The sequence below is a fragment of the Bradyrhizobium sp. Kon37 genome (assembly GCF_055807535.1).
On sequence record NZ_JBVVOY010000022.1, the window covers coordinates 21,307 to 42,095 of the forward strand.

Below are 20,789 nucleotides of genomic sequence, written 5' to 3' on the forward strand. Positions count from 1 at the left end.
CCAATCCTAGATGCGTGCTTTCCAAATTCTGATCGATGGCTTTGCCATCAGCGCTCTCTATGCTCTCGGTGCCACCGGCTTCACGCTGATCTTCGGCGTGTCCGGCGTCCTCAACCTCTCCCACGGCGCTATCATGGTGGCTGCAGCGGTGGCGGCCTGGGCCGCCGCCAGCATCCTGAATGTCGGCACCTATGCCGGCGCGCTGATCGGGGTCGGTGTCGCCCTCCTCACCTCCTTTGCGACCTATTTCGCTGTGGTGAAGCCGATCCAGGACTCCCGGCGCATCCCGAATGAAGAGAAGGAGATCTTCGTCCTCACCGGCACGCTGCTATGGGGGATCATGATCCAGGAGGTGATCGCCTATTTATTCACCAACAACGCCAAGACCGTGCTGCCGATCGTCGAGGGCGTCGTCGAGATCCTCGGCGTACGCACGCCCAGGAACGAGATCTTTACCGCGATCGTGTGCTGCTTCGTCATCGCGCTGTTGTGGCTCCTGGTGAACCGCACCCGCACCGGCAAGGCGGTGCTGGCGGCCTCGATGAACCCGCGCGGCGTCACCCTGCTCGGCCTCGAGCTCACCAACATCTACGTCGTGGTGTGGGCGATCTACGGCATTCTCGCCGGCATCGCCGGCGTGCTGCTCGGAATGTTCCTCGGCGTCAGCTCCTACAGCGTCGGACCGCTGACCGCGAGCGCGTTCTCGATCGTCGTGCTCGGCGGCCTCGGCAGCGTCTCCGGCTCGCTGATCGCGGCCTTCGTGGTCGGCTATCTCGAAACGCTCACGGCTTATCTGGTCTCGCCGGCCTACCGCACCATTCCCGCGCTGCTGCTGCTCGTGTTCGTAATGTACATCCGGCCCCAGGGCCTTCTGGGGAGGCGCTGAGATGGCCAGCTTCTTTACGACCCGCCTGTTCTTCATCTCGCTCGCGCTGGTCGTCATCGCGGCGACGCTGCCGCTCTACGTCTCCGGCTACGTGCTCGGGCTTCTCACCGTCGCCTTCTATTTCGGCGTGTTCGCGATGGCGTGGGACCTGCTGTTCGGCTTCGCCGGCGAGGTCAATTTCGGGCCGACCTTCCTGATCGGGGTCGGCGCCTACACCGCCGGCATCCTGAATGCCCAGTTCGGCTGGTCGGTTTACGCTTGCATCGTGCTCGGCGCGCTCGCCTCCGTCATCGCCGGCCTCGTGCTTGCGCTGCCCGCGCTCCGGGTGCGCGGTCCGTATTTCGGCCTGACCACGCTGGTCGCGGTGCTGATGCTGCAGAATTTCATCGTGGTGTTTGCCGACCTGACTGGTGGCGAGATCGGGCTGACCATCCCCGACGTCATCTCCATCAATGCCGGCGTCAATTACTGGATCGCGCTCGGCTTCATGACGATCTCGGCGGCCATTCTCTATGGCCTGTCGCAATCGCCTATTGGCCTGGTGCTGCAAGCCAGCGGCCAGGATCCGGTGCAGGCCGGCGCGCTCGGCTTCAACATTGTCAAGCACAAGCTCGCCGCCTTCATCGTCAGCGCGTTCTTCTCAGGGTTATCAGGCGCGCTGCTGGTGTTCTATTTCGGTACCGCCTCGGTCGGCACCGTCGTCGACGTCGCGGTCGGCGTCAACGTGATCGTCTCCGCCGTGCTCGGCGGCCGGCGCACCGTGCTTGGCGCGGCGCTGGGCGCAATCTTCCTGATCGTCGCCGGCGAGTTCCTGCGCCCGACCGGCGAGCTTGCGACCTTCATCGTCTCCGCGGTCGCGCTGCTCGTCGTGCTGTTCTTCCCCGGCGGCTTCCTCGGAGCGGCCCTCTCGCGTGAGGCGCGCTCGTGATGGATATGCGATCTTCAAACCGGGCCGTGCTCGAAGTCCGCGGCCTGACCAAGCGCTTCGGCGGATTGACGGCGGTGAAGAACCTCGGCTTCGAGGTCAATAGCGGCGAGATTTTTGGCCTGATCGGGCCGAACGGCTCGGGCAAGTCGACCGCGATGAAGAGCGTGATGGGCATCGAGCGCCCGACATCAGGCGAAGTGATCTTCGAGGGCGAGGACGTCGCCGGCCTTCCCGCGCACAAGATCGCGCGCAAAGGCTTCGGCATGGTGTTCCAGCATTCGCGGCCGCTGAACCGGCAGACCGTGCTGGAGAACATCATGGTCGCGCTGCTGCCGGACAGCCTGTTCATGCTGTTTCCGGACAAGGCGCTGGTCGAGCGCGCCAAATGGATCGCCGACCGCGTCGGGCTCGGCAACGTGATGAACCGCCGCCCGCCGACGTTGCCCTTCGCCGACCTGCGCCGGCTCGAGCTCGCCAAGGCGATCGCGCGCGATCCGAAGGTGGTGCTGGTGGACGAGCCCTTTGCCGGGTTGACTCGGGCCGAGGTCGAAATCTTCTCCGACCTGATCCGCAGCTTTCGCGATGAAGGCCGCGCGGTGATGCTGGTCGACCACAACGTCAAGAGCGTCGCGGCGCTGGTCGACCGCGTGCTCGCGATGTATCTCGGCGAGGAGATCGTCACCGGCAAGGCCGAGGACGTCATGAAGAACGAGACGGTGCGGCGGGTCTATCTCGGCGGCGCCATCGAGACCCATGCGCGGCCCGAGACCAGCTTCAAGGACAAGGTGCCGCTGCTCCAGGTCGAGAATGTCAGCGTGTTCTACGGCAAGGCGCAGGCGCTGGAGAACGTCTCGATCCACGTCCACGAGGGCGAATTCGTCTCGATCGTCGGCCTCAACGGCGCCGGCAAGACCACCTTGTTCAACACCATCTCCGGCTTCCTGCCCTATACCGGCGAGATCGTGCGCAACGGCGAGAAGCTGCGCGGCACGAGCCCAGCGAAAATCGCCCGCAGCGGCCTCGTGCAGTGCCCCGAATCGCGCGAGCTGTTCGGCGAAATGTCGGTACGCGAAAACCTCGATCTCGGCGGGCAACATCTCGCCGACGACAAGCGCGCGGCACAGCTCGCCTGGCTGTTCGAGCTGTTCCCGATCCTGAAAGAGCGCCAGGGCCAGATGGCCCAAACGCTCTCCGGCGGCGAGCAGCAGATGCTTGCGATCGGCCGCGCGCTGATGATGCAGCCGCAGATCCTGATCCTGGACGAGCCGACGCTGGGCCTCGCCCCCGTCATCCTCGAACTCCTGTCCAAGGCCCTCACGAGGCTGCGGCAGACGACGTCGATCACGGTGCTGCTCGGCGAGCAGAACGTGACCTTCGCGCTACCGCATGCCGACCGCGTCTATGTGCTCGAACATGCAAGGATCGTCTGGGAGGGCGATCCCGGCCGCTTCGCCGCGGAGGCTGGCGCCGATTTTCTGTAAGTCAGCAACATCAACAAAAACAAGCAAAGGGAAACGACCATGCGACCATCGCCAAATTTGAGCAGCAGCTTTCTCCTCGCCTCCGCGCTGGCGCTGTGCCTTGCCGCTCCCGCCTACGCGCAGTCGAACGACCCGATCAAGATCGGCGTCATCGCCGAGGTGCAGTCGATCGCGGGGGCCGCGACGCCCGGCGGCGCGCAGATCGCCGCCGACGAAATCAACGCCAAGGGTGGCATTCTCGGCCGCAAGATCGAGATCGTGACCTACGACAACAAGAGCTCTTCTGCGGACTCGGTGCGTGCGTTCCAGCGCGCGGTGAGCGAGGACAAGGTCTCCGCCGTGATCGCAAGCTATATCAGCGAGGTCGTTCTCGCGCTCGAGCCCTGGGCGGCGCGACTGAAGATGCCGCTGATCACCCCCGGCGCCGCGTCGAACGAGATCACCAAGGCGATCCATAACGACTACGAGAAGAACAAGTACACCTTCCACGGCTATCTGACTTCGGCCGCGCAAGCCCAGCTCGTCTGCGACGCCGCCAAGGATCTGCTGGTCGACAAGCTGAAGTTCAAGACGGTCGCGATCATGAGCGAGGACGCCGCCTGGACCAAGCCGCTCGACGTCGGCTACGAGGCCTGTCTTCCGAAAGCGGGCCTCAAGGTCGTCGAGCACGTGCGGTTCTCGCCTGACACCACCGACTTCACGCCGATCTTCAACAATATCGAGGCCAAGAAGCCGGACGTGATCGTGACCGGCATCTCGCATGTCGGCGTGCAGCCGACGGTGCAGTGGAAGAACCAGCAGGTGCCGGTCCCGATGTTCGGCATCAGCGCGCAGGCGCTGAGCCCGACCTTCTGGAAGGACACCAATGGCGCCGCGGACGGCGTCCCGTCACTGGCGGTCGCGACGCCCGATGTCGCCGTGACCTCCAAGACGAAACCGTTCGCGGCCGCCTTCAAGGCCAAATTCGGCGCGCCGCCGGCCTATACCGGCTACACCGCCTATGACGAGGTCTACTTCATCACGGAGGCGATCAAGCGCGCGGGCTCGACCGATCCCGACAAGATGGTCACTGAACTCGAAAAGACCGACTACGAGGGCACGATCGGCCGCATCCAATTCTACGGCAAGGATGACGAGTTCACCCACGGCATCAAGTCGGGTCCGACGACCGTATCCGGTCTGGTCTTCCAGTGGCAGGACTCCAAGCAGGTCGTGGTCTGGCCCGAGAAGATCGCCGAGGGCAAGCTGAAGTTTCCGAGCTTCGTGAAGCTGTCGCAGTAATAGGCCGGACTGGGCACCGGGCCCCGTCCCGAGCGCCCCATCACCCTTGCAAGGCCCGTCGCATCCACCGCGGCGGGCCTTCGCTTTGTGCAGAACGCAACCGGTATGCTGGCATCGGTGGACCCATCCTGCGATCCTGCCGTTAACCTCCCATGCGTGGGCCGGAGCAGCCAGATGGACGACCGACTAAGACGACCCGATGGCCTGATGCAGGACGACGGCTTCGTTCGCGTGCGCGGCGCGCGTGAGCACAACCTCAGGAACGTCGACGTCAGCATTCCGCGCAATGCCCTCGTCGTGTTCACCGGCGTGTCGGGCTCCGGAAAGTCCTCGCTCGCCTTTGGGACGATCTACGCCGAGGCGCAACGGCGATATCTGGAATCGGTGTCGCCTTACGCGCGGCGCCTCTTCCACCAGATGCAGATCCCTGAGGTCGACGACATCGAAGGCCTGCCGCCCGCCGTAGCGCTCCAGCAGCAGCGCGGCGCGCCGACGACGCGGTCGTCCGTCGGCAGCGTGACGACCATCTCGAACCTGCTCAGGATGCTCTATTCCCGTGCCGGCGATTACCCGCGCGGACAAAAGATGCTCTATGCGGAGTCGTTCTCGCCGAACACGCCGGAAGGCGCCTGCCCGACCTGCCACGGTATCGGCCGGATGCTCGACGTCACCGAAAAATCCATGGTGCCCGACGACACCAAGACGATCCGCGAGCGCGCAGTCGCGGCCTGGCCGAGTGCCTGGCAGGGGCAGAACCTTCGGGACATCCTGACGACGCTGGGTTACGACGTGGACAAGCCCTGGCGTGAGCTGCCCAGGAAGGACCGCGACTGGATCCTGTTCACGGAGGAGCAGCCGACCGTTCCGGTCTATGCCGGTTACACTGCGGCAGAAGTCAAACGAGCCCTCCGCCGCAAGGAGGAGCCGAGCTATCAAGGCACGTTCACCGGCGCCAAGCGCTACGTGATGCAGACCTATGCCAAGTCCGAGAGTGCGATGATGAAGCGCCGCGTCGCGCAATTCATGATCACCCAGGACTGCCCGACCTGCCACGGCACGCGATTGAAGCCGGAGGCGCTCAAGGTCAAGTTCGCCGGCCTTGATATCGCCGAGATGTCGCACCTGCCGCTCAAGCAGCTGCAGGAGGTGATGAAGCCATTCGCAAAGGCTTCGACGGTCGGCGCACCGGAGAAGACCATCGTCGCCAGGCGGATCTGCGAGGATCTGTCCGCGCGATTGGCCGTCCTGCTCGACCTCGGCCTCGGCTATCTCGCTTGCGAACGCAGCACGCCGACGCTGTCGCCGGGCGAGTTGCAGCGGCTACGACTTGCGACACAGGTCCGCTCCAATTTGTTCGGCGTCGTCTATGTACTCGACGAGCCATCCGCAGGCCTGCATCCCGCCGACACCGAGGCGCTCCTGCGGGCGCTGGACCGGCTGAAACACGCGGGCAATTCGATCTTCGTGGTCGAGCACGAGATCGAGGTGATCAGGCATGCCGACTGGCTGGTGGATGTCGGGCCTGATGCCGGCGAAGGCGGCGGGAAAATCCTCTATAGCGGGCGCCCCGCAGGGCTCGGGCAGGTCGCGCAATCGCGAACCGCCCATTATCTCGCGCATCCACGAAAGCCGCTGCCCACGGTCCACCGCGAGCCGAAGGGCCACCTGAATATCCGGGGGGTGACCCGAAACAATCTTCGGGGGCTCGACGTCGATATTCCGCTGGGGGTTCTCGCCAGCGTGACCGGCGTGTCGGGCTCCGGCAAATCGAGCCTGATCAGCCAATTCCTCGTCGATGCCGTGGCGGAGCATCTCGGCCATGCACGGGCCGCGGACGCGGACGACGACAGCCTGGCAGCACCCGCGGTCGAGACATTGGGTGGCAAGATCGTCGCCGGCCTCGATCAGGTCGATCGCCTCGTGGTGGTCGATCAGAAGCCGATCGGCCGTACGCCGCGATCCAACCTTGCGACCTATACCGGTCTGTTCGACCACGTCCGGAAGCTGTTCGCCGCGACGCCGCAGGCAAAGTCCCGCCGCTACGATGCCGGGCGCTTTTCCTTCAATGTCGCGAAAGGCCGATGCAGCACCTGCGAAGGCGAGGGATTTGTCTGCGTCGAGCTTCTGTTCCTGCCTAGCGTCTATGCGCCCTGCCCGACCTGCAAGGGCGCGCGCTACAATGACAAGACGCTGGAGGTGAAGATCCGCGGAAAATCCATCGCGGATGTGCTGGCGATGCGCGTCGACGAGGCCTTCGAATTCTTCCGCGAAGATCCAACACTCAACCGGTCGCTATCGGTCGTCCGCGAGGTCGGCCTCGGCTATATCCGTCTCGGTCAGTCCGCGACCGAACTGTCGGGTGGCGAAGCCCAGCGCATCAAGCTCGCGACCGAGCTCATGCGGCCGCAACGCGGTCACACGCTCTATGTCCTGGACGAGCCGACCACCGGTCTTCATCCCAGGGATGTCGAGCGACTGATCGCCCAGCTCGAGCGCATCGTGGATGCCGGCAACAGCGTGGTCGTGGTCGAGCATGACATGGATGTCGTCTCTCACAGCGACTGGATCATCGACCTCGGTCCCGGCGCCGGCGATGAAGGCGGCCGCATTGTTGCGTCAGGGACACCGCGCGAGGTGGCCAAGGCCGGCGGGAAGACCGCCGGCTATCTCGCCCGTCGCTTGAAACAATAGCGCGGGTCTCGTCGCCGCCCATTTCGCAATTGCGTTCTGCGCTGCGGAGCCAGACCCCGACTTTCGCCATGTTGACTTTCCGCCACCCCGCTCCCCATACTTCAAAGAAGAATAACAAGACCAAATCATAAGACGATTTTTGAGGGAGGATAGGATGCCGACTTCACGCAGGCAGCTGCTGAAGAGCTCGGCGGCTGCCGCCGCCGCACTCAGCTTCGATTGGACACGGGCTCAGGCGCAAGCCGAGAATTTACGCATCGGCCTGATCTACGACCTCACCGGCCCGTTCGCCGCCGGCGGCTCGGTCGCCTCCTCGGTCGGCGCGCAGATCGCCATCGACCTCGTCAACGAAAAGGGCGGCATCGGCGGCAAGACCAAGATCGTGCCGGTCGCGGCGGACTCGCAGAGCAAGGCCGACGTCGCCATCAACGAGGCCGAGCGGCTGATCAGCCAGGAAAAGATCGACATCATCAACGGCGTCTATTCCAGCGCGCACGCGGTGCCGATGGCGGCGAAGGTCGAGCAGCAGAAGAAGATCCTCTGGATCACGACTGCGGTCTCGACGGCCGTGTTCAAGGACAAGAACCTGCAATATGTGTTTCGCGCGCAGATCCATTCCGATCAGTACGGCCAGGCGTTCGCGGGCTTCGTCGCCGAGCACGCGCAGGGCAAGCTCGGCATGGACCCGAAGGACGTCAAGGTTGCGCTGATCCACGAGGACGGCCCTTATGGCGTCGGCGTCGCCGCGGCCGACGAGGCCTATGCCAAGCAGGCGGGCATCCAGGTGGTGATGCGCGAAGGCTATTCGGCGTCCGCGCCCGATCTGTCGGTGCTTGTGACCAAGCTCAAGCGCGCCAAGGTCGATGTGATCTCGCATGCCGGCTACAACCCCGACATCACCCTGTTCCTGCGTCAGGCCCGCGAGAGCGGCCTGCGCTTCAAGATGCTGTTCGGCGCGGGCGCCGGCTATAGCCAGCTCGACAAGCTGCGCGCGACCTTCGGCCCCGACATCGACAATTTCTGCAACATCGATCCGGTGCCGGCGCAACTGCTCGATGCCGCGAAGCTTGCGCCTGGAATCGGCGATCTGACCAAGACCATGGTTTCGCGCTACCAGGCCAAGACCAGCGCCACCGACGTGCCGCCGCACTGCTCGATGGGATTCAACCAGACCTGGATCCTGCTCAACAACGTGCTGCCGGTCGCCAAGGAGAAGTACGGCAGCTTCGAGCCGGAAGCCATTCGTAAGGCCGCGCTCGACGTCGACATTCCCGCCGGCGGCACCATTCAGGGCTATGGCGTGAAATTCTTCCCGCCGGGCACGCCGCTCTCCGGCCAGAACGAGCGATCGACCCCGGTGGTGATGCAGAATGCCGGCGAGCACATCTCGGTGGTGTGGCCGACCAACATCCGGACGCAAGACCCGGTGTTTCCGCTGCCGAAGGGATCCACTTACGGGACGTAGGCGCCGCAAGGGAACTGCGCTCCCTCGCCCCGCTCTTCGCGGGGAGAGGGTTGGGGTGAGGGGCTGCCTCCCCGGAGACGGTGACAGTTGGACTCGCGGAGAGCCCCCCTCACCCGGATTGCATCTTCGATGCAATCCGACCTCTCCCCGCAAGCGGGGCGAGGTGACATCGCGGCGCTGCCGACGACCCCTACAACACCACCCGGCGTCCCTCCTCCGCCGCCCAATAGCCTGCGTAGTTCACCTTGATCGTCTCATACGCCAGCGCGAGGTCCGACAGCGGCTGCCGTCCCGTCGCGGCGCATTCCATGAAGTCCTGGATCTCCTGGAGATAGCCGCGCGTCCACTCCTCTTCGAGGCAGACATATTGCCAGCCGGTTTTGCGGTCCACCTTCTCGGTGATGTAGACGGAGGCGAGCTTCTCCTCGGAGGTCTGGTAGCTCATCAGATGATTGTTCGGCGTGATGTTGGCGAACAGCGAGCCGCCTGACGTGTAGGTCTCGATCAGATTACGGACGCCGCCCATGATCATGTCGCCGGAGAACACGGTGGCCTTGGTGCCGTCCGAAAACGTCGCGGTCAGCGTGCCCCAATCCTCGACGTCAACAGGCTTGGCCTTGATGTAGCTGCGCTCCTCCGGCTTGAGGACGGCGGTGACGTTGCCGACATCGCCGCTGACGCTGGCGACGCGGATGGTCTCGCCGCGCGCCTTGGCCTCGACCTGTTTGAGATACAGCACGGCGGAGAGCGGATGGCAGCCCATCCGGATCAGCGAGCCGCCGCCGGTCATCGCCCATTGCGCGGCATGGGCCGCGTGCGAGCCGGAATGGCTCTCCTCGCCCTTCATGAACAGGATTTTGTCTTTGGTCGCTCTGAGAATCTCCGCGGTCTTGGTCACCGCGGGCGCGTAGATCCAGTCCTCGGCATACATGAAGAGCTTTCCTGTGCGCTCGATCGCGGCACGCGTGGCGTCCATCTCCTCCAGCACGCGCTCATACATCAGCGCCTTCGGCACATGCTTGCCGATCGGCTGCCGGTCGCCGTCGCGGCCGAAATAGCCGGCGAACGGCTTTTCGCAGATCACGTGCTTACCGGCCTGCATGGCGGCGACGATCATTTCGGCATGCAGACTGGGCGGCGTGCAAATGTCGATGACGTCGAGCTCGCGGTCCGCAATCAGCTCGGCGAAGCCGCGATAGACCCGCGGGATCTGGTGGCGATTTGCAAATCCGACGACGTGGTCGCCGCGCGCAGCGACGGCCGCGACCTCGACATCCACGCCGTAGACGCGCCGGAACGCATACATATGCAGCTCCGACACGAAGCCGCAGCCCACGAGTCCCACCTTGATCCTGGCCATAGCGCCCCCTGACCCATGCTTTGGGCAGCACTATAGCGCGCTGGCAGGTCTATTCCACCGACACCCGCACCACGCCGGCACTCATCATGCCCAGCGCCTTGGCGGCCGGCACCGAGAGATCGACGATCCGGCCGCGGATGAAGGGGCCGCGATCGTTGACCCGGCATTGAATCGAGCGGCTGCCGTACGACACCCTCAGCACGCTTCCGAAGGGGCGCGTCCGGTGCGCGCAGGTCAGCTCGCCTTTTCCGGCTTTTCCGTATCCGTAATAGGAGGCAAGCCCGCTTTCGGCCTGGGCAAAGGAAACTGCAGAAAGCGAAAAAGTGGCAAGGCAAGATAACAGCGTGGTCTGCGCTCGCACGGCACCGCTCCGGGTTGGCCCTGCCCCGCGCAGCAACGTTTGTTGGTTCCCGTGGGTTCCTCAGCCGCCGCCGGGCCGCGCCCGGCGGTGCCATCACACATTGTTACTGTTTGTGGAACACCAGCGTGCGGACTTCGATGCTTTCGCGCGGCGCCGCATCCGCCGGCGTGGTCGGATCGACGAAAGCCGTATGGGGCCCGAAGCGCGTGCGGCCATCGGTTACGGAGTCGTAGCACTTCAGCAGCAGCGCCTCGTCCGCTGTCATCTCCGGGAAATAGAACCAGCGATGGTTCGGATTGTATTTCACCGAATAGATCTCGCCGCGGCGGTTGGGATAGATCAGATCCGAGGCGACGAGATCGTCGGGCGTCACCGTCGTGCCGTCAGCCATCGCCAGCGGCGAGTCGCGCAAGGGACCGCGGATCGGCCGCCACAAATTGATCACCTGGACACGTCCCTTCAGCAACTCCTCGGCCTCATCGGGCAGATGTTCGCGCACGCGGTTGGCGCCGGAGATGGCGGTCTGGTCGACATGGACGCGCGTTGCCGGCTGACGCGGTCCGCCGTCGCGAATATCCGCCGCACCCTCGACACGCCGGCGCACGGTATGATCGAAGATGACGACGCGGTCGGCCTTCAGCGTTGCGCGCAGGAAAGCCTCGACAGCGGGATAGTAGACCGCCCTCACCTCGTCGTCGTTGCTGAAGTCCTTGACCTGGGTCGGATGCCGCACCAGCGCAAAGCCTTCGCGGTCGAGCGAGAAATTTTGTGCGATCAGTCGCCCATCGAAGATCGGGACCTGATGCGGCTCCGGCAACGACGTGCTCTTGGGCTCGCCAGGCGGCGGATCGAAGGCATAGGTGCGCGGCTTGCCCGAAACCGGCGCGAGATAGTTGAGTTCGGCGGTGACGAAGGGAAGCGATTCGATTTTTGTTTCTTGCAGGCCCATGGCCGGTCTCCCGATGTGGTCGTCTGTATGATTTTTGCCGGGAGGGTGCGCGGCGCAAGGGAGTTGTTGCAAATAGCAATGCGGGTGTTGTTGGCGCAGCGAAACGCAGAAGGAATGTTTCGACGATGGCGCCGCGTACGCCACTTCCCCTCTCCCCTTGCGGGAGAAGGTGGCGCGAAGCGCCGGATGAGGGGTTCTATCGGCTCGCTTCAATGCGAGAGAGCTACTCGCGGAGAGAACCCCTCACCCGTCTCGCCGCTACGCCGCGAGCCACCCTCTCCCGCAAGGGGAGAGAGGTGAGCGTCGCGTCCGGGACACGAGAGGCCTACAACCCCGCCTTCGCAATCGCATCCGAGAACGAGCGATCCACGATCTCGGCTGCATCGAGCTTCTGCTTGATCAGGCCCCAGCGGAAATAAAGATCAATCGTGCTCTGCTCGTCAGCCACCACGCCGTCATCGATCGGCGCGATCCGGATCTTTGCGCGCGACAGCCAGTTCTGCGGCACGGCTGTCGGGATGCTCATCAGCCTGCCCCAGGTCGCGGCATAGCTGTCGATATTGTTCAACGACCACGCCCGCGCCGCGGTAAGGCGCCGGATGAAGTCGGTCAGCTCCGCGCGCTTGTCGCGGATGGCATCGGGCCGCGCCACCTGAAAGCTCAGCCCCGGTGTCAGGCCCTCCGAGGTGATGACACGGCGCGACTTGAACAGCACCTCCTCCTGGCTGACATAGGGCTCCCAGGTCGACCACGCGTCGACGGAGCCTTGCGTGTAGGCGATCTTGGCATCGGACGGCGCCAGGAACGCAATCTGCACGTCAGCCGCAGCCCAACCGTTCTTCTCAAGCGCCGCGAGAATCAGTTGATGCCCGATCGAGCCACGGCCGGTCGCGATCTTCTTGCCGCGCAGATCCGCAAAGCTCCTGATCGGAGAATTCTCGGGCACGAGCATGGCAAGCCCCTCGCGGGTCTGCCGGATCGCGGCGATCGCCTTCACCGGCGCGCCTGAGGCGGCGGCGAAGGTGAAGGGTGCGTCTCCAACGAGCCCGGTCTCGATCGCGCCAGCGCTGAGCGCTTCCAGCAGCGGCGCGGCCGCGGGAAATTCCTTCCACTCGATCTTGTAGGGGACGTCTTTCAGCACGCCGGCGGCTTGCATCACGGCCTGCGAATTGCCCTTCTGGTCGCCGACGCGGAGGGTGGTTTGCGCCGCCGCCAGCTCGAACGAGCCGAACAGCAGCGCACCGGCTAGCATCAGGCGGATCATTCCGCCGCCTCGCCGCGAACGGCCTGGCGCTTGGCGATCAACTCGCGCGTCAGCGGGATCAGCTCGCGGCCGTATTCGATGGCGTCGATCAGGGGATCGAAGCCGCGGATCAGGAAGTGGCTGACGCCGAGGTCGTAATAATCGCCGAAGACCTCGGCGACCTGCTCGGGCGTACCGACCAGCGCGGTGGTGTTGCTGTTGGCGCCGGTGAGCTTTGCGATCTCGGTCCACAGCCGCTTGTCGATGCGGCTGCCCTGGTCGGCGATCGAGAGCAGGCGCCGCGCGCCGGCGGTGGCATGGCCGTCGGCGGGCTTGCGATAGCCGGTCTTGTCCTGGAGCGCGGTGGCGCGCGCAAGAATCTCTTCCGCTTTTTCCCAGGCCTGCTTCTCGGTCGGGGCGATGATCGGCCGCACCGAGAGGCTGAAGCGTGGCGTCGGACGGCCCTGCCTGACGGCCGCATTGTGAACGCGCGCGGTGACGTCGCGCACCTGGGCATAGGATTCGCCCCACAGCGCAAAAGTGTCGGCATGCTTGCCCGCGACGTCGATCGCCGCGTCGGAGCCACCACCGACGAAGGTGTAGATGCCGGCCTTCTGCAGCGGCTTCACCTGCGAAAAACCGTTCTCGACGTTGTAGTACTTGCCGCTGTAGTTGAACGGCTTCTCGCTGGTCCATTCCAGCTTCACCACGTCGAGAAACTCGCTGGTGCGGGCGTAACGCTCGTCCTTGTCGTCCAGCGTATTGCCGTCCTGCCTGAGCTCGGCTGCATTGCCGCCGGTGATGACGTGCAGCGAGACGCGGCCTCCATAGAGTTGGTCAAGCGTCGCAAGCTGCCGCGCGAGCAGCGTCGGCGCGGTAAAGCCCGGACGCTGCGCGATCATCACTTTCAACGACTTGGTGATTGTCAGCACATGCTGCGCGACCTGAAGCGCATCCGGCGTGGTCGAATGGAACGCCAGCAGCGCGCGGTCGAAACCCGCGAACTCATGCGCCTTCGCGACCGTCTCGATATAAACCGGATCGAGCACCGAACCCTGACGTACGATGGTCTCGGAGGCATTACTGTTGGCGATAAAGCCGATGAACTCGATCGACATGATGTTCTCCCTGAATGTTTGGCGGCAGGCTAGAGGCCCAATGCGGCACGGCCGAGGCCGGTGCGCGTAGAATCGTCCTGCGGCGTGTGCACGCGACCGCAGAGGACGTCGCGATAGTGCCGCTCCAGCGGATTGGCGCGGGACAGGCCGTGATTGCCGGTCAGCGACAAGGCATCCTCAACCGCGGCGACGGCGTTGTTGGTCACGGTCAACTTGATGACGTTGGACTCGGCCGCGGAAAGCGCGACACCGTCATCGAAATCACCGGCGAAGGATGCGATCAGCCGCGCATTGACAATGAGTCGCGTCTCGATCCCGCCAAGGATCTCCTGCGCGCGCGGCAAGGTCGCAAGCGGCGCGCCCAGGCTGGCCGGGACGCGCTGCTTCAGGAACCCGAGCAGCCAGTCGCGTGCAGCCCGCGCAACGCCGTCATAGATCGCGGCGACGAAAATCGTGTGGACGGTCGCCTGCGCGACATCAGGTGTGCGCCAGTCCGCCGGCTTGCGCACATCGATCTCGGCATCGAGAGGAATCACGACGTCGTCGAAGATGACGTCGTGGCTGCCGCTGGCGCGCAGGCCGAGATGATCCCAGGTCTCGACGATGCGCGTGCCCGGCAGGCCCGCCGGCACCAGGAACTGTCCGACGCGCGGCTCGGCTTCGTCCGTCCGCGCCCAGACCAGATACCATTTCAGGATCGGCGATCCCGTCGAATAGATCTTGTGCCCCGAGAGCCGCCAGCCGGTCTCGGTCCGGCGTGCAATGGTCGCGGGCAGGCCGCCGCGCGCAGGCGAGCCCAGTTCGGGCTCGACGCGGAGCGCGTTGACGAGCGCGAGGCCCTCGACGCTCTCGCGCGCAAGCTTGCGCGACAGCCGCGCCGGCCAGGTCGGGCTCCGTGCCATCACCAGATGGTTGATGTAGTGCATCGACAGCACCAGCGCGGTCGACGGATCGGCCTTGCCGATGATGCCGAGGACGCGTGCGGCGTAGCGTGCGCCCGCCCCGGCGCCGCCATGGGCGGCAGGCACTGTCAGCGACAGCAGACCCGCCTCGGACAGATCGCGAAAATTCTCGAACGGGAAGCTTCCGGTGCGATCGTGTTCGGCCGCGCGGGCGGCAAAAGCCTCGGCCAGCGCCTCGGCACGTGCGATGTAGTCGGGCTCGTGATGCGCCGCGCGCCCCTTGGCGATCGAAGTTACCATGTGGCGTCCAATCCGAGCAGGCCAAGAATCTGGCGGCGCAAATCGGCCAGATACGGATCACCGCGATGGCGCGGATAGGGCCGATCGACACGGATGTCGGCCTTCACGCGCGCCGGGCGGTCGCTGAACACGATGACGCGGTTGGCGAGCACCAGCGCCTCCTCGGCGTCATGCGTCACCAGCAGCGTGGTAAAGCCCTTGCGCTGCCACAGCGAGACCAGCTCGGCCTGCATGGTGATGCGGGTCAACGAATCGAGCTTGCCCAGCGGCTCGTCGAGGACGAGGATCTTGGGATCGTTGACCAGCGCGCGGGCCAATGCGACGCGCTGCGCCATGCCGCCCGAGAGCTGGTGCGGATAGGCATTGCGGAAGGACGATAGCCCGACGAGATCGAGCGCGGCATCGACGCGGTGACGCTGGCTCTTCAAGATGCCTTGCGCCTCCAGCCCGAGCGCGACGTTGTCCCAGACTGTGCGCCAAGGAAACAAGGTGGGATCCTGGAATACGACGACTCGCGACGGGTGCGGTCGCGTGATGCGCGCCTCGTCCTCGCGCAGCGTTCCGGACCTGGGCTTGTCGAGGCCTGCGACGAGGCGCAGCAGCGTGGACTTGCCGCAGCCGGAGGGACCGAGCAGCGCAACGAATTCGCCCGGCTCGACGGAGATGCTGACGTCGCTGAGCACCGGCAGCTCGGCGCCGTCGATGTCGAAGGCGTGGCTGACCTGCTCGATGTCGAGCGCGGCGCCCGCGGCCGGGTGAGCGTCGATTTCAGCCAGTGCAGTTGCGGCTACCATTTCACGGTCCCTTTCTGCCAGACCAGCAGGCGATCGCGGATCGCAAACAGCAGCGTGATCGCGCCGGAGCAGAGCAATGACATCACGATCAGCGCCGCATACATGTTGGCGTAGGCGGCCCAGCCCTGCGCCCATTGCAGGTACCAGCCGAGGCCGGCCTTGACGCCGATCATCTCGGCGACGACAAGCACGGCAAAGGATGAGCCGAGCCCCATGAACAGGCCGACGAAAACGTGCGGCAAGGCCGCGGGGATTGCGACCTTCAACACCAGGAAGGACGGCTTTGCCCCCAGCGTCCGCGCGACGTCGTAATAGGCGTTACTCACACTCGCGACACCCGACCAGGTCAGCACGGTGACCGGGAAGCCGGTTGCCAGCGCGATCAAAAAGGTCGATGCGCTCCAGCTCGACGGGAACGTGAAGAAGGCGATCGGCAGCCAGGCGGTCGCCGGCAGCGGGCCGATGAAGCGCAGCACCGGGTGCACCCAATAGCCGACCGCGCGCGACCAGCCGATCGAGACGCCGGTCAGGAAGCCGACCGTCGCGCCGATTAGATAACCGCCGAGCTGGAGCTTGACCGAGGCGAACACGCTGTCGAGCAGTTTTGGCAGATCGTCGGTGTAGACCTCGATGATCGACTGCGGCGGCGGGAAGAACGGCAATGGCAGCCAGGCGAATTTCGCCGTCGCGACTTCCCACAGGGTCAGGACAACGCCGAGCACGACGAGCCACGGCGCGCGCTGGCGCAAGGCCCGGCCCGCCGAGCCGAGGTAATCGGCGCCGACAGTCCCGAACAGCGCGATCGCCGCGACGACAAGCGCGGCAATGCCGAGCGAATGGGTCCGCGACCAGTCGCCGACGTCCTCCCACCACAGGCAGGACAGGCCGAAGGCAATCCACGCCACGCTGGCGAGAATGCCGGCACCGGAGTCCCGGACCCAGCTCGTCAGCCACGGTGCGCGCGAGAGGCGCGGCGCGCCGGAGGCAAGGCCGTCAGACAGCGAATACGTCGACATAGATGCGCTCCGCAAATCTGGCCGTGTCGGTGCTCTGCTTGAACACCTGCACACTCTTGAGATCGTCGGCATAGGCCTTGAGCTCGCGCTTTAGCACTTCGCCGACGGGGTGATGATGATGGGTGTGGTAGCGCACCATGCCCTCGATATCCGCGAGTGACGCCGTCTTCGGCGCGTAAGGCTGGAACGATTTGGCTGTCACGGACGGGTTCTGCGCGGTGAACATCGCGGCATCGAGCAGCGCCTGCGTCAGGGCGCGCGCCACCTGCGGCTCCTCGCGCACGAGGCTGCCGCGCAGGCCGAGGATGCAGCAGCTCTTGTCGCGATATTCGCCATCGAGATTGGAGGCGACCTCCTTGTACTGGCTGTCCTTGAGCCAAAGATAACCCAGCGGGTCGGATGACAGGAAGGCCTGCACCTCGCCCTTCTCGACGGCGACATTGAGAAGGTTGCCGGGATAGGCGCGCCAGTCGACATCCTTGTTCGGATCGATACCGAGCTTGGCGAGCTGAATGGAGAAGAAATTCTTGTCGGGGCCGCCGAGATCGCCGACCGCAACGATCTTGCCCTTGAGATCGGCGAGCTTGCTCACGCTGGAATCGGCGCGCGTCAGCACCCGCATGCAGCCGCCATGGGTGCCGGCGGCAATCTTGACGTCAAAGCCCTGCTCCAACGGCTTCAGCCAGCGCAACGCCATGCCGAGCCCGGCATCGCTCTTGCCGGTCGCGATGGCCTCGAGCAGCTGGTCGGTCGAACCGGAATAGTTGATGAGTTCGATGTCGAGATTATGCTTCTGGAAGAAGCCGTGCTCGATGGCGACCGGCACCGGGGCGAGACAGACCGCGCCGGCGTTCCAGGACAGCTTGAGCTTGCGCGGCGCGCCGGTGAGCGCGGGCACATCCGACGCCGTCCGGCACAGCGGAAACTCCGAGAGATCGACGCCGGGCGCGATGGCCCGCGGCGCAAAGGCCTGTGCCGCACCGAAGGCACCGAGCGGCGCTGCGAATGCCGCAGCTAATCCCGCCTGGAGCAAATGGCGCCGGTCGAGCCTCGATCCGTCGCGCTTGTCGTCGTCGTTCATCCGTCTGCACTCCTGCGCTGGCACGGCTCCGCCATCGGCACAACGGCTTGCGTTGCGCCTGTTCCGTGCGGAGCTGCGTCGAGAGAAACTCTTTTCGCCGGCGCCTGCTCGGTGCCTTGATGCGATGCGCAAATCATGCGGCGCGTTCGCCGTATCGTCAATGAAATGGAATTTCGAATGTGGCACGAAGCGAAGTCATTCTCTCCATCTGTGCGTGCGAGGACGATGAAAGGATTTCCGCCGATGCATCGGTTGGCGGAGACCGGCGCGACTCCCTCTGCTGCTTCATTTTTGCGCAGCATCAGTGGCGCATACCGCACGTTCTCGAAATCAGTGTTTCGCTGAAATGTCCTTGCTGGTCGCGCGCGCAATACGGTTAGCCATTTCATTGACCGCGCATCGCGCGACCATAGACTTGATCGTCTCGCTGCATCGTTCGCTCACGCGTCGTGGGCAAAGCAACAAGACAGGCCACATGAGCATCAACTCCCTCGATCATTCCATCACGCGCCGGCTCGCGGCATCGCTGCTTGCCGCCGCCATCACCCTGTCGACGGCCGCCGCGTCGTTCGCGGCCGACGCAATCGTGCTGCGCGTCGGCGACCAGAAGGGCGGTAACCGTTCGCTGCTCGAGATCTCGGGCTACGCCAAGGATCTGCCCTACAAGATCGAGTGGTCGGAATTCCCCGCGGCAGCTCCAATCCTGGAGGCGCTCAACGCCGGCGCGCTCGACGTCGGCTACACCGGCGACCTCTCGTTCCTTTCCGTCTACGCGGCCGGCGCGCCGATCAAGGCGATCGGCGGCACCAGGTCGGATGCGAAGACACAAGCCATTCTCGTGCGCCAGGATTCGCCGATCAAATCGGCCGCCGACCTCAAGGGAAAACGCCTCGCCGGCACGCGCGGCGGCTGGGGCCAATTCCTGATCGACGCCACGCTGGAGAAGGCTCAGATCAGGCTGGAGGACGCGACCTTCGCGCCGCTCGGGCCGGTCGACGCCAAGATCGCGCTGGTCGCGGGCTCGATCGACGCCTGGGCGGTGTGGGAGCCCTACGTCTCGTTCGCGACGCTCAAGGACAAGGCCCGCGTGATCGCCAACGGTGAGGGCCTGACGCCGACCATCACCTTCATCGTCGCCTCCGACAACGCCATCGCCACCAAGCGCGCGGCTGTGCAGGACCTCGTGCAGCGGCTGAACAAGGCGCGGCTGTGGTCGCTGGATCATCTCGGCGAATATGCCAAGAGCACGTCCGAGCTGACCAAGCTGCCGGAGGACGTGCTGCTCTCGGCCTACACCGCGCAACGCACCAGCCCGATTCCGATCGACGAGAGCGTCGTGAAGGAGGTGCAGGAAGCCTCCGACCGCTCGACACGCTACGGCATCCTGCCGAAGAAGCTCGACGTCAGCAAAGCCGTCGACCGCAGCTTCACCGCTGCGGCCGCGGGATCGAACTAGGCGGAGGCGCCGGGATGCGCGCGCTGCGCCTCAAGGCGGGCCCGCTGCATCTCGCCGCGATCGTGCTCGCGCATTTTGCCTGCATGAGCCTGATCGTGTGGCTATCGCTTTAGACGCAGGCCGGAGCCCCCGCCCGCCGGCCCGGCCTTAAGGAAAACATCAGGACAACATAAGGAGCCCATAAGGACTTACGAGACGCCGCTGGCTAGCATCGACCGTGTGATCGCGTCGGTAACAGGATGCCTCATCCCACGGCTTGTCCAGGCAATCACAACTCGCTCTCGGGTTGCCGATCCCGACTGGACGGGCTTACAGTGATCCGCCCTGCGGCCGTCGACGCTCGCGATGGGAAGGCGACCTTCGGGCTGGAGATCAGCGCCATGTCAGCCGATCAGTATCTTCGTTACGATCCGTCCGTCGAACACATCCGGCCGGAGGAAGCGGCGGCCGTCGAGGAGATCGTTGCCTCGATTTCGCGAACGAGCGATCGCACTTTTCGCAAAGACAAGCACGGGACCCGGCAGCAGCACGCCAAGGGCGCCGGCTATCTCCGGGGCGAACTGATCGTCTACGAGAATTTGCAGGATCATCTGCGCCAGGGCCTGTTCAAGCAGGCTGGCCACTTCCCGATCATCGTCCGCCTCTCCACCGCCTTCAACAGGAGCGATCGCATCCGTTCGCCGCGGGGGTTTGCCATCAAGGTCCTGGGTGTGACCGGGCCCAAGGCGCTCGGCGACGACGATACGACGAACCAGGATCTCCTGCTCGTCAATCACGCCAGCTATTTTGCGGATGCGATGGCCTATATGCGCGCACAGCACCAGGTCGAGCGCAACCTGTTCCTGCCTGATCTGGCGTACGGACTCATAGGCTTTTTGGCGCGCGTCCTGGTCGCCGCATCGGACAGAACGGGCATTCCGATCCCGATCGTCTTGAAAGCGCTCGGTGATGCCGGCAGCAACATCCTCGGAGAAACCTTTCACACGGAGGGAGCATTGCGGTTTGGCGATTATATCGCAAGGCTTCGCCTGGTGCCGATCTCGGCCTCGGTTCGCCAACTCACCGGCCAGCCCTGTCACGATTCCGATGATGCCGTGCTGAACAGCGTTGTTGCCTTCTTCAAGGACAATGCAGCCGAGTACGAACTGTCTGCCCAGCTCTGCACCGACCTGCAGCGAACGCCGATCGAAGATGCCTCGATCGACTGGCCCGAAGACGTCGCGCCGCCGCAAGCACTCGGCAAGATCACGCTTCCGCGCCAGACCGCCGACAGCCCCGCGCGGCGCGTCTATTCCGACGAGGTGCTTTCGTTTGATCCATGGCGATGTCTCGCCGCGCATCAGCCGCTCGGCTCGATCATGCGATTGCGCAGGGATGCCTACCGTGCCTCCCGCACGCTGCGGCAGCAGCAAAATCAATTCAGGGTCAAGCAACAGCCCAGCGAACCGCGACAGATCGCGGACCTGCCGGATTGAGC

The 20,789-nt window shown here is 64.7% G+C and carries 17 protein-coding genes; 8 read left to right on the top strand and 9 right to left on the bottom strand.

Features of this window, described 5'->3' with window-relative positions; translation table 11 throughout:
- The first annotated feature begins 10 nt into the window (after window positions 1–10).
- The 6 genes from AC0L3J_RS29595 (at window position 11) to AC0L3J_RS29620 (ending at window position 8,732) form a co-directional block, all read left to right on the top strand.
- Window positions 11–886: a branched-chain amino acid ABC transporter permease gene (locus tag AC0L3J_RS29595; protein WP_018457493.1), complete on the top strand. Its 876-nt coding sequence runs from the start codon at window positions 11–13 to the stop codon at window positions 884–886.
- A gap of 1 nt (window position 887) precedes the next feature.
- Window positions 888–1,814 carry a branched-chain amino acid ABC transporter permease gene (locus tag AC0L3J_RS29600; RefSeq protein WP_027570853.1) on the top strand — a complete coding sequence of 309 codons (927 nt, stop codon included), beginning with the start codon at window positions 888–890 and terminating at the stop codon, window positions 1,812–1,814.
- A complete protein-coding gene (locus AC0L3J_RS29605; RefSeq protein WP_473349363.1) occupies window positions 1,814–3,295 on the top strand; it encodes an ATP-binding cassette domain-containing protein in 1,482 nt (493 codons plus the stop codon). Before AC0L3J_RS29600 ends, AC0L3J_RS29605 begins: the two co-directional genes overlap by 1 nt.
- A 39-nt stretch (window positions 3,296–3,334) precedes the next feature.
- Window positions 3,335–4,576 (top strand): ABC transporter substrate-binding protein, encoded by a 1,242-nt coding sequence (locus AC0L3J_RS29610; protein ID WP_473349364.1) that lies wholly within the window; start codon window positions 3,335–3,337, stop codon window positions 4,574–4,576.
- 174 nt (window positions 4,577–4,750) lie between these two features.
- A complete protein-coding gene (gene uvrA / locus AC0L3J_RS29615; RefSeq protein WP_473349365.1) occupies window positions 4,751–7,267 on the top strand; it encodes an excinuclease ABC subunit UvrA in 2,517 nt (838 codons plus the stop codon).
- A 154-nt stretch (window positions 7,268–7,421) separates the two neighbouring features.
- Window positions 7,422–8,732: an ABC transporter substrate-binding protein gene (locus AC0L3J_RS29620; protein ID WP_473349366.1), complete on the top strand. Its 1,311-nt coding sequence runs from the start codon at window positions 7,422–7,424 to the stop codon at window positions 8,730–8,732.
- Between the two features lie 190 nt (window positions 8,733–8,922).
- On the opposite strand, the gene AC0L3J_RS29625 is transcribed toward AC0L3J_RS29620, so the two are convergent.
- The 9 genes from AC0L3J_RS29625 to AC0L3J_RS29665 all read right to left on the bottom strand — a co-directional run bounded on the left by AC0L3J_RS29625 (window position 8,923) and on the right by AC0L3J_RS29665 (window position 17,856).
- The gene (locus tag AC0L3J_RS29625) at window positions 8,923–10,092 is read right to left on the bottom strand and encodes a Gfo/Idh/MocA family protein (protein ID WP_473349367.1); all 1,170 of its coding nucleotides are present in this window, start codon (window positions 10,090–10,092) and stop codon (window positions 8,923–8,925) included.
- 49 nt (window positions 10,093–10,141) lie between these two features.
- On the bottom strand, window positions 10,142–10,453 hold the full coding sequence (locus AC0L3J_RS29630; RefSeq protein WP_473349368.1) for a septal ring lytic transglycosylase RlpA family protein: 312 nt from the start codon (window positions 10,451–10,453) through the stop codon (window positions 10,142–10,144).
- A 103-nt stretch (window positions 10,454–10,556) separates the two neighbouring features.
- Entirely contained in the window at window positions 10,557–11,402 is an 846-nt protein-coding gene (locus AC0L3J_RS29635; protein ID WP_473349369.1) for a CmcJ/NvfI family oxidoreductase, read from the bottom strand.
- Between the two features lie 325 nt (window positions 11,403–11,727).
- Window positions 11,728–12,666, bottom strand: a complete 939-nt coding sequence (locus tag AC0L3J_RS29640; RefSeq protein ID WP_473349370.1) for an ABC transporter substrate-binding protein — start codon at window positions 12,664–12,666, stop codon at window positions 11,728–11,730.
- Complete coding sequence (locus AC0L3J_RS29645; protein ID WP_473349371.1) at window positions 12,663–13,763, bottom strand: LLM class flavin-dependent oxidoreductase; 1,101 nt, start codon at window positions 13,761–13,763, stop codon at window positions 12,663–12,665. Before AC0L3J_RS29645 ends, AC0L3J_RS29640 begins: the two co-directional genes overlap by 4 nt.
- A gap of 29 nt (window positions 13,764–13,792) precedes the next feature.
- Window positions 13,793–14,965: an acyl-CoA dehydrogenase family protein gene (locus AC0L3J_RS29650; protein ID WP_473349372.1), complete on the bottom strand. Its 1,173-nt coding sequence runs from the start codon at window positions 14,963–14,965 to the stop codon at window positions 13,793–13,795.
- Window positions 14,959–15,759 (bottom strand): ABC transporter ATP-binding protein, encoded by an 801-nt coding sequence (locus tag AC0L3J_RS29655; RefSeq protein WP_473349373.1) that lies wholly within the window; start codon window positions 15,757–15,759, stop codon window positions 14,959–14,961. The genes AC0L3J_RS29650 and AC0L3J_RS29655 overlap by 7 nt, the downstream gene beginning before the upstream one ends.
- Complete coding sequence (locus tag AC0L3J_RS29660) at window positions 15,753–16,775, bottom strand: ABC transporter permease (protein WP_473349374.1); 1,023 nt, start codon at window positions 16,773–16,775, stop codon at window positions 15,753–15,755. The genes AC0L3J_RS29655 and AC0L3J_RS29660 overlap by 7 nt, the downstream gene beginning before the upstream one ends.
- A complete protein-coding gene (locus AC0L3J_RS29665) occupies window positions 16,753–17,856 on the bottom strand; it encodes an ABC transporter substrate-binding protein (protein WP_473349375.1) in 1,104 nt (367 codons plus the stop codon). Before AC0L3J_RS29665 ends, AC0L3J_RS29660 begins: the two co-directional genes overlap by 23 nt.
- A gap of 475 nt (window positions 17,857–18,331) precedes the next feature.
- Between AC0L3J_RS29665 and AC0L3J_RS29670 the strand changes: the two genes are divergently transcribed.
- Both AC0L3J_RS29670 and AC0L3J_RS29675 read left to right on the top strand, forming a co-directional pair.
- Window positions 18,332–19,312, top strand: a complete 981-nt coding sequence (locus AC0L3J_RS29670; protein WP_473349376.1) for an ABC transporter substrate-binding protein — start codon at window positions 18,332–18,334, stop codon at window positions 19,310–19,312.
- A 380-nt stretch (window positions 19,313–19,692) separates the two neighbouring features.
- Window positions 19,693–20,787 carry a catalase family protein gene (locus tag AC0L3J_RS29675; protein WP_473349377.1) on the top strand — a complete coding sequence of 365 codons (1,095 nt, stop codon included), beginning with the start codon at window positions 19,693–19,695 and terminating at the stop codon, window positions 20,785–20,787.
- The last annotated feature ends 2 nt before the right edge of the window (window positions 20,788–20,789 follow it).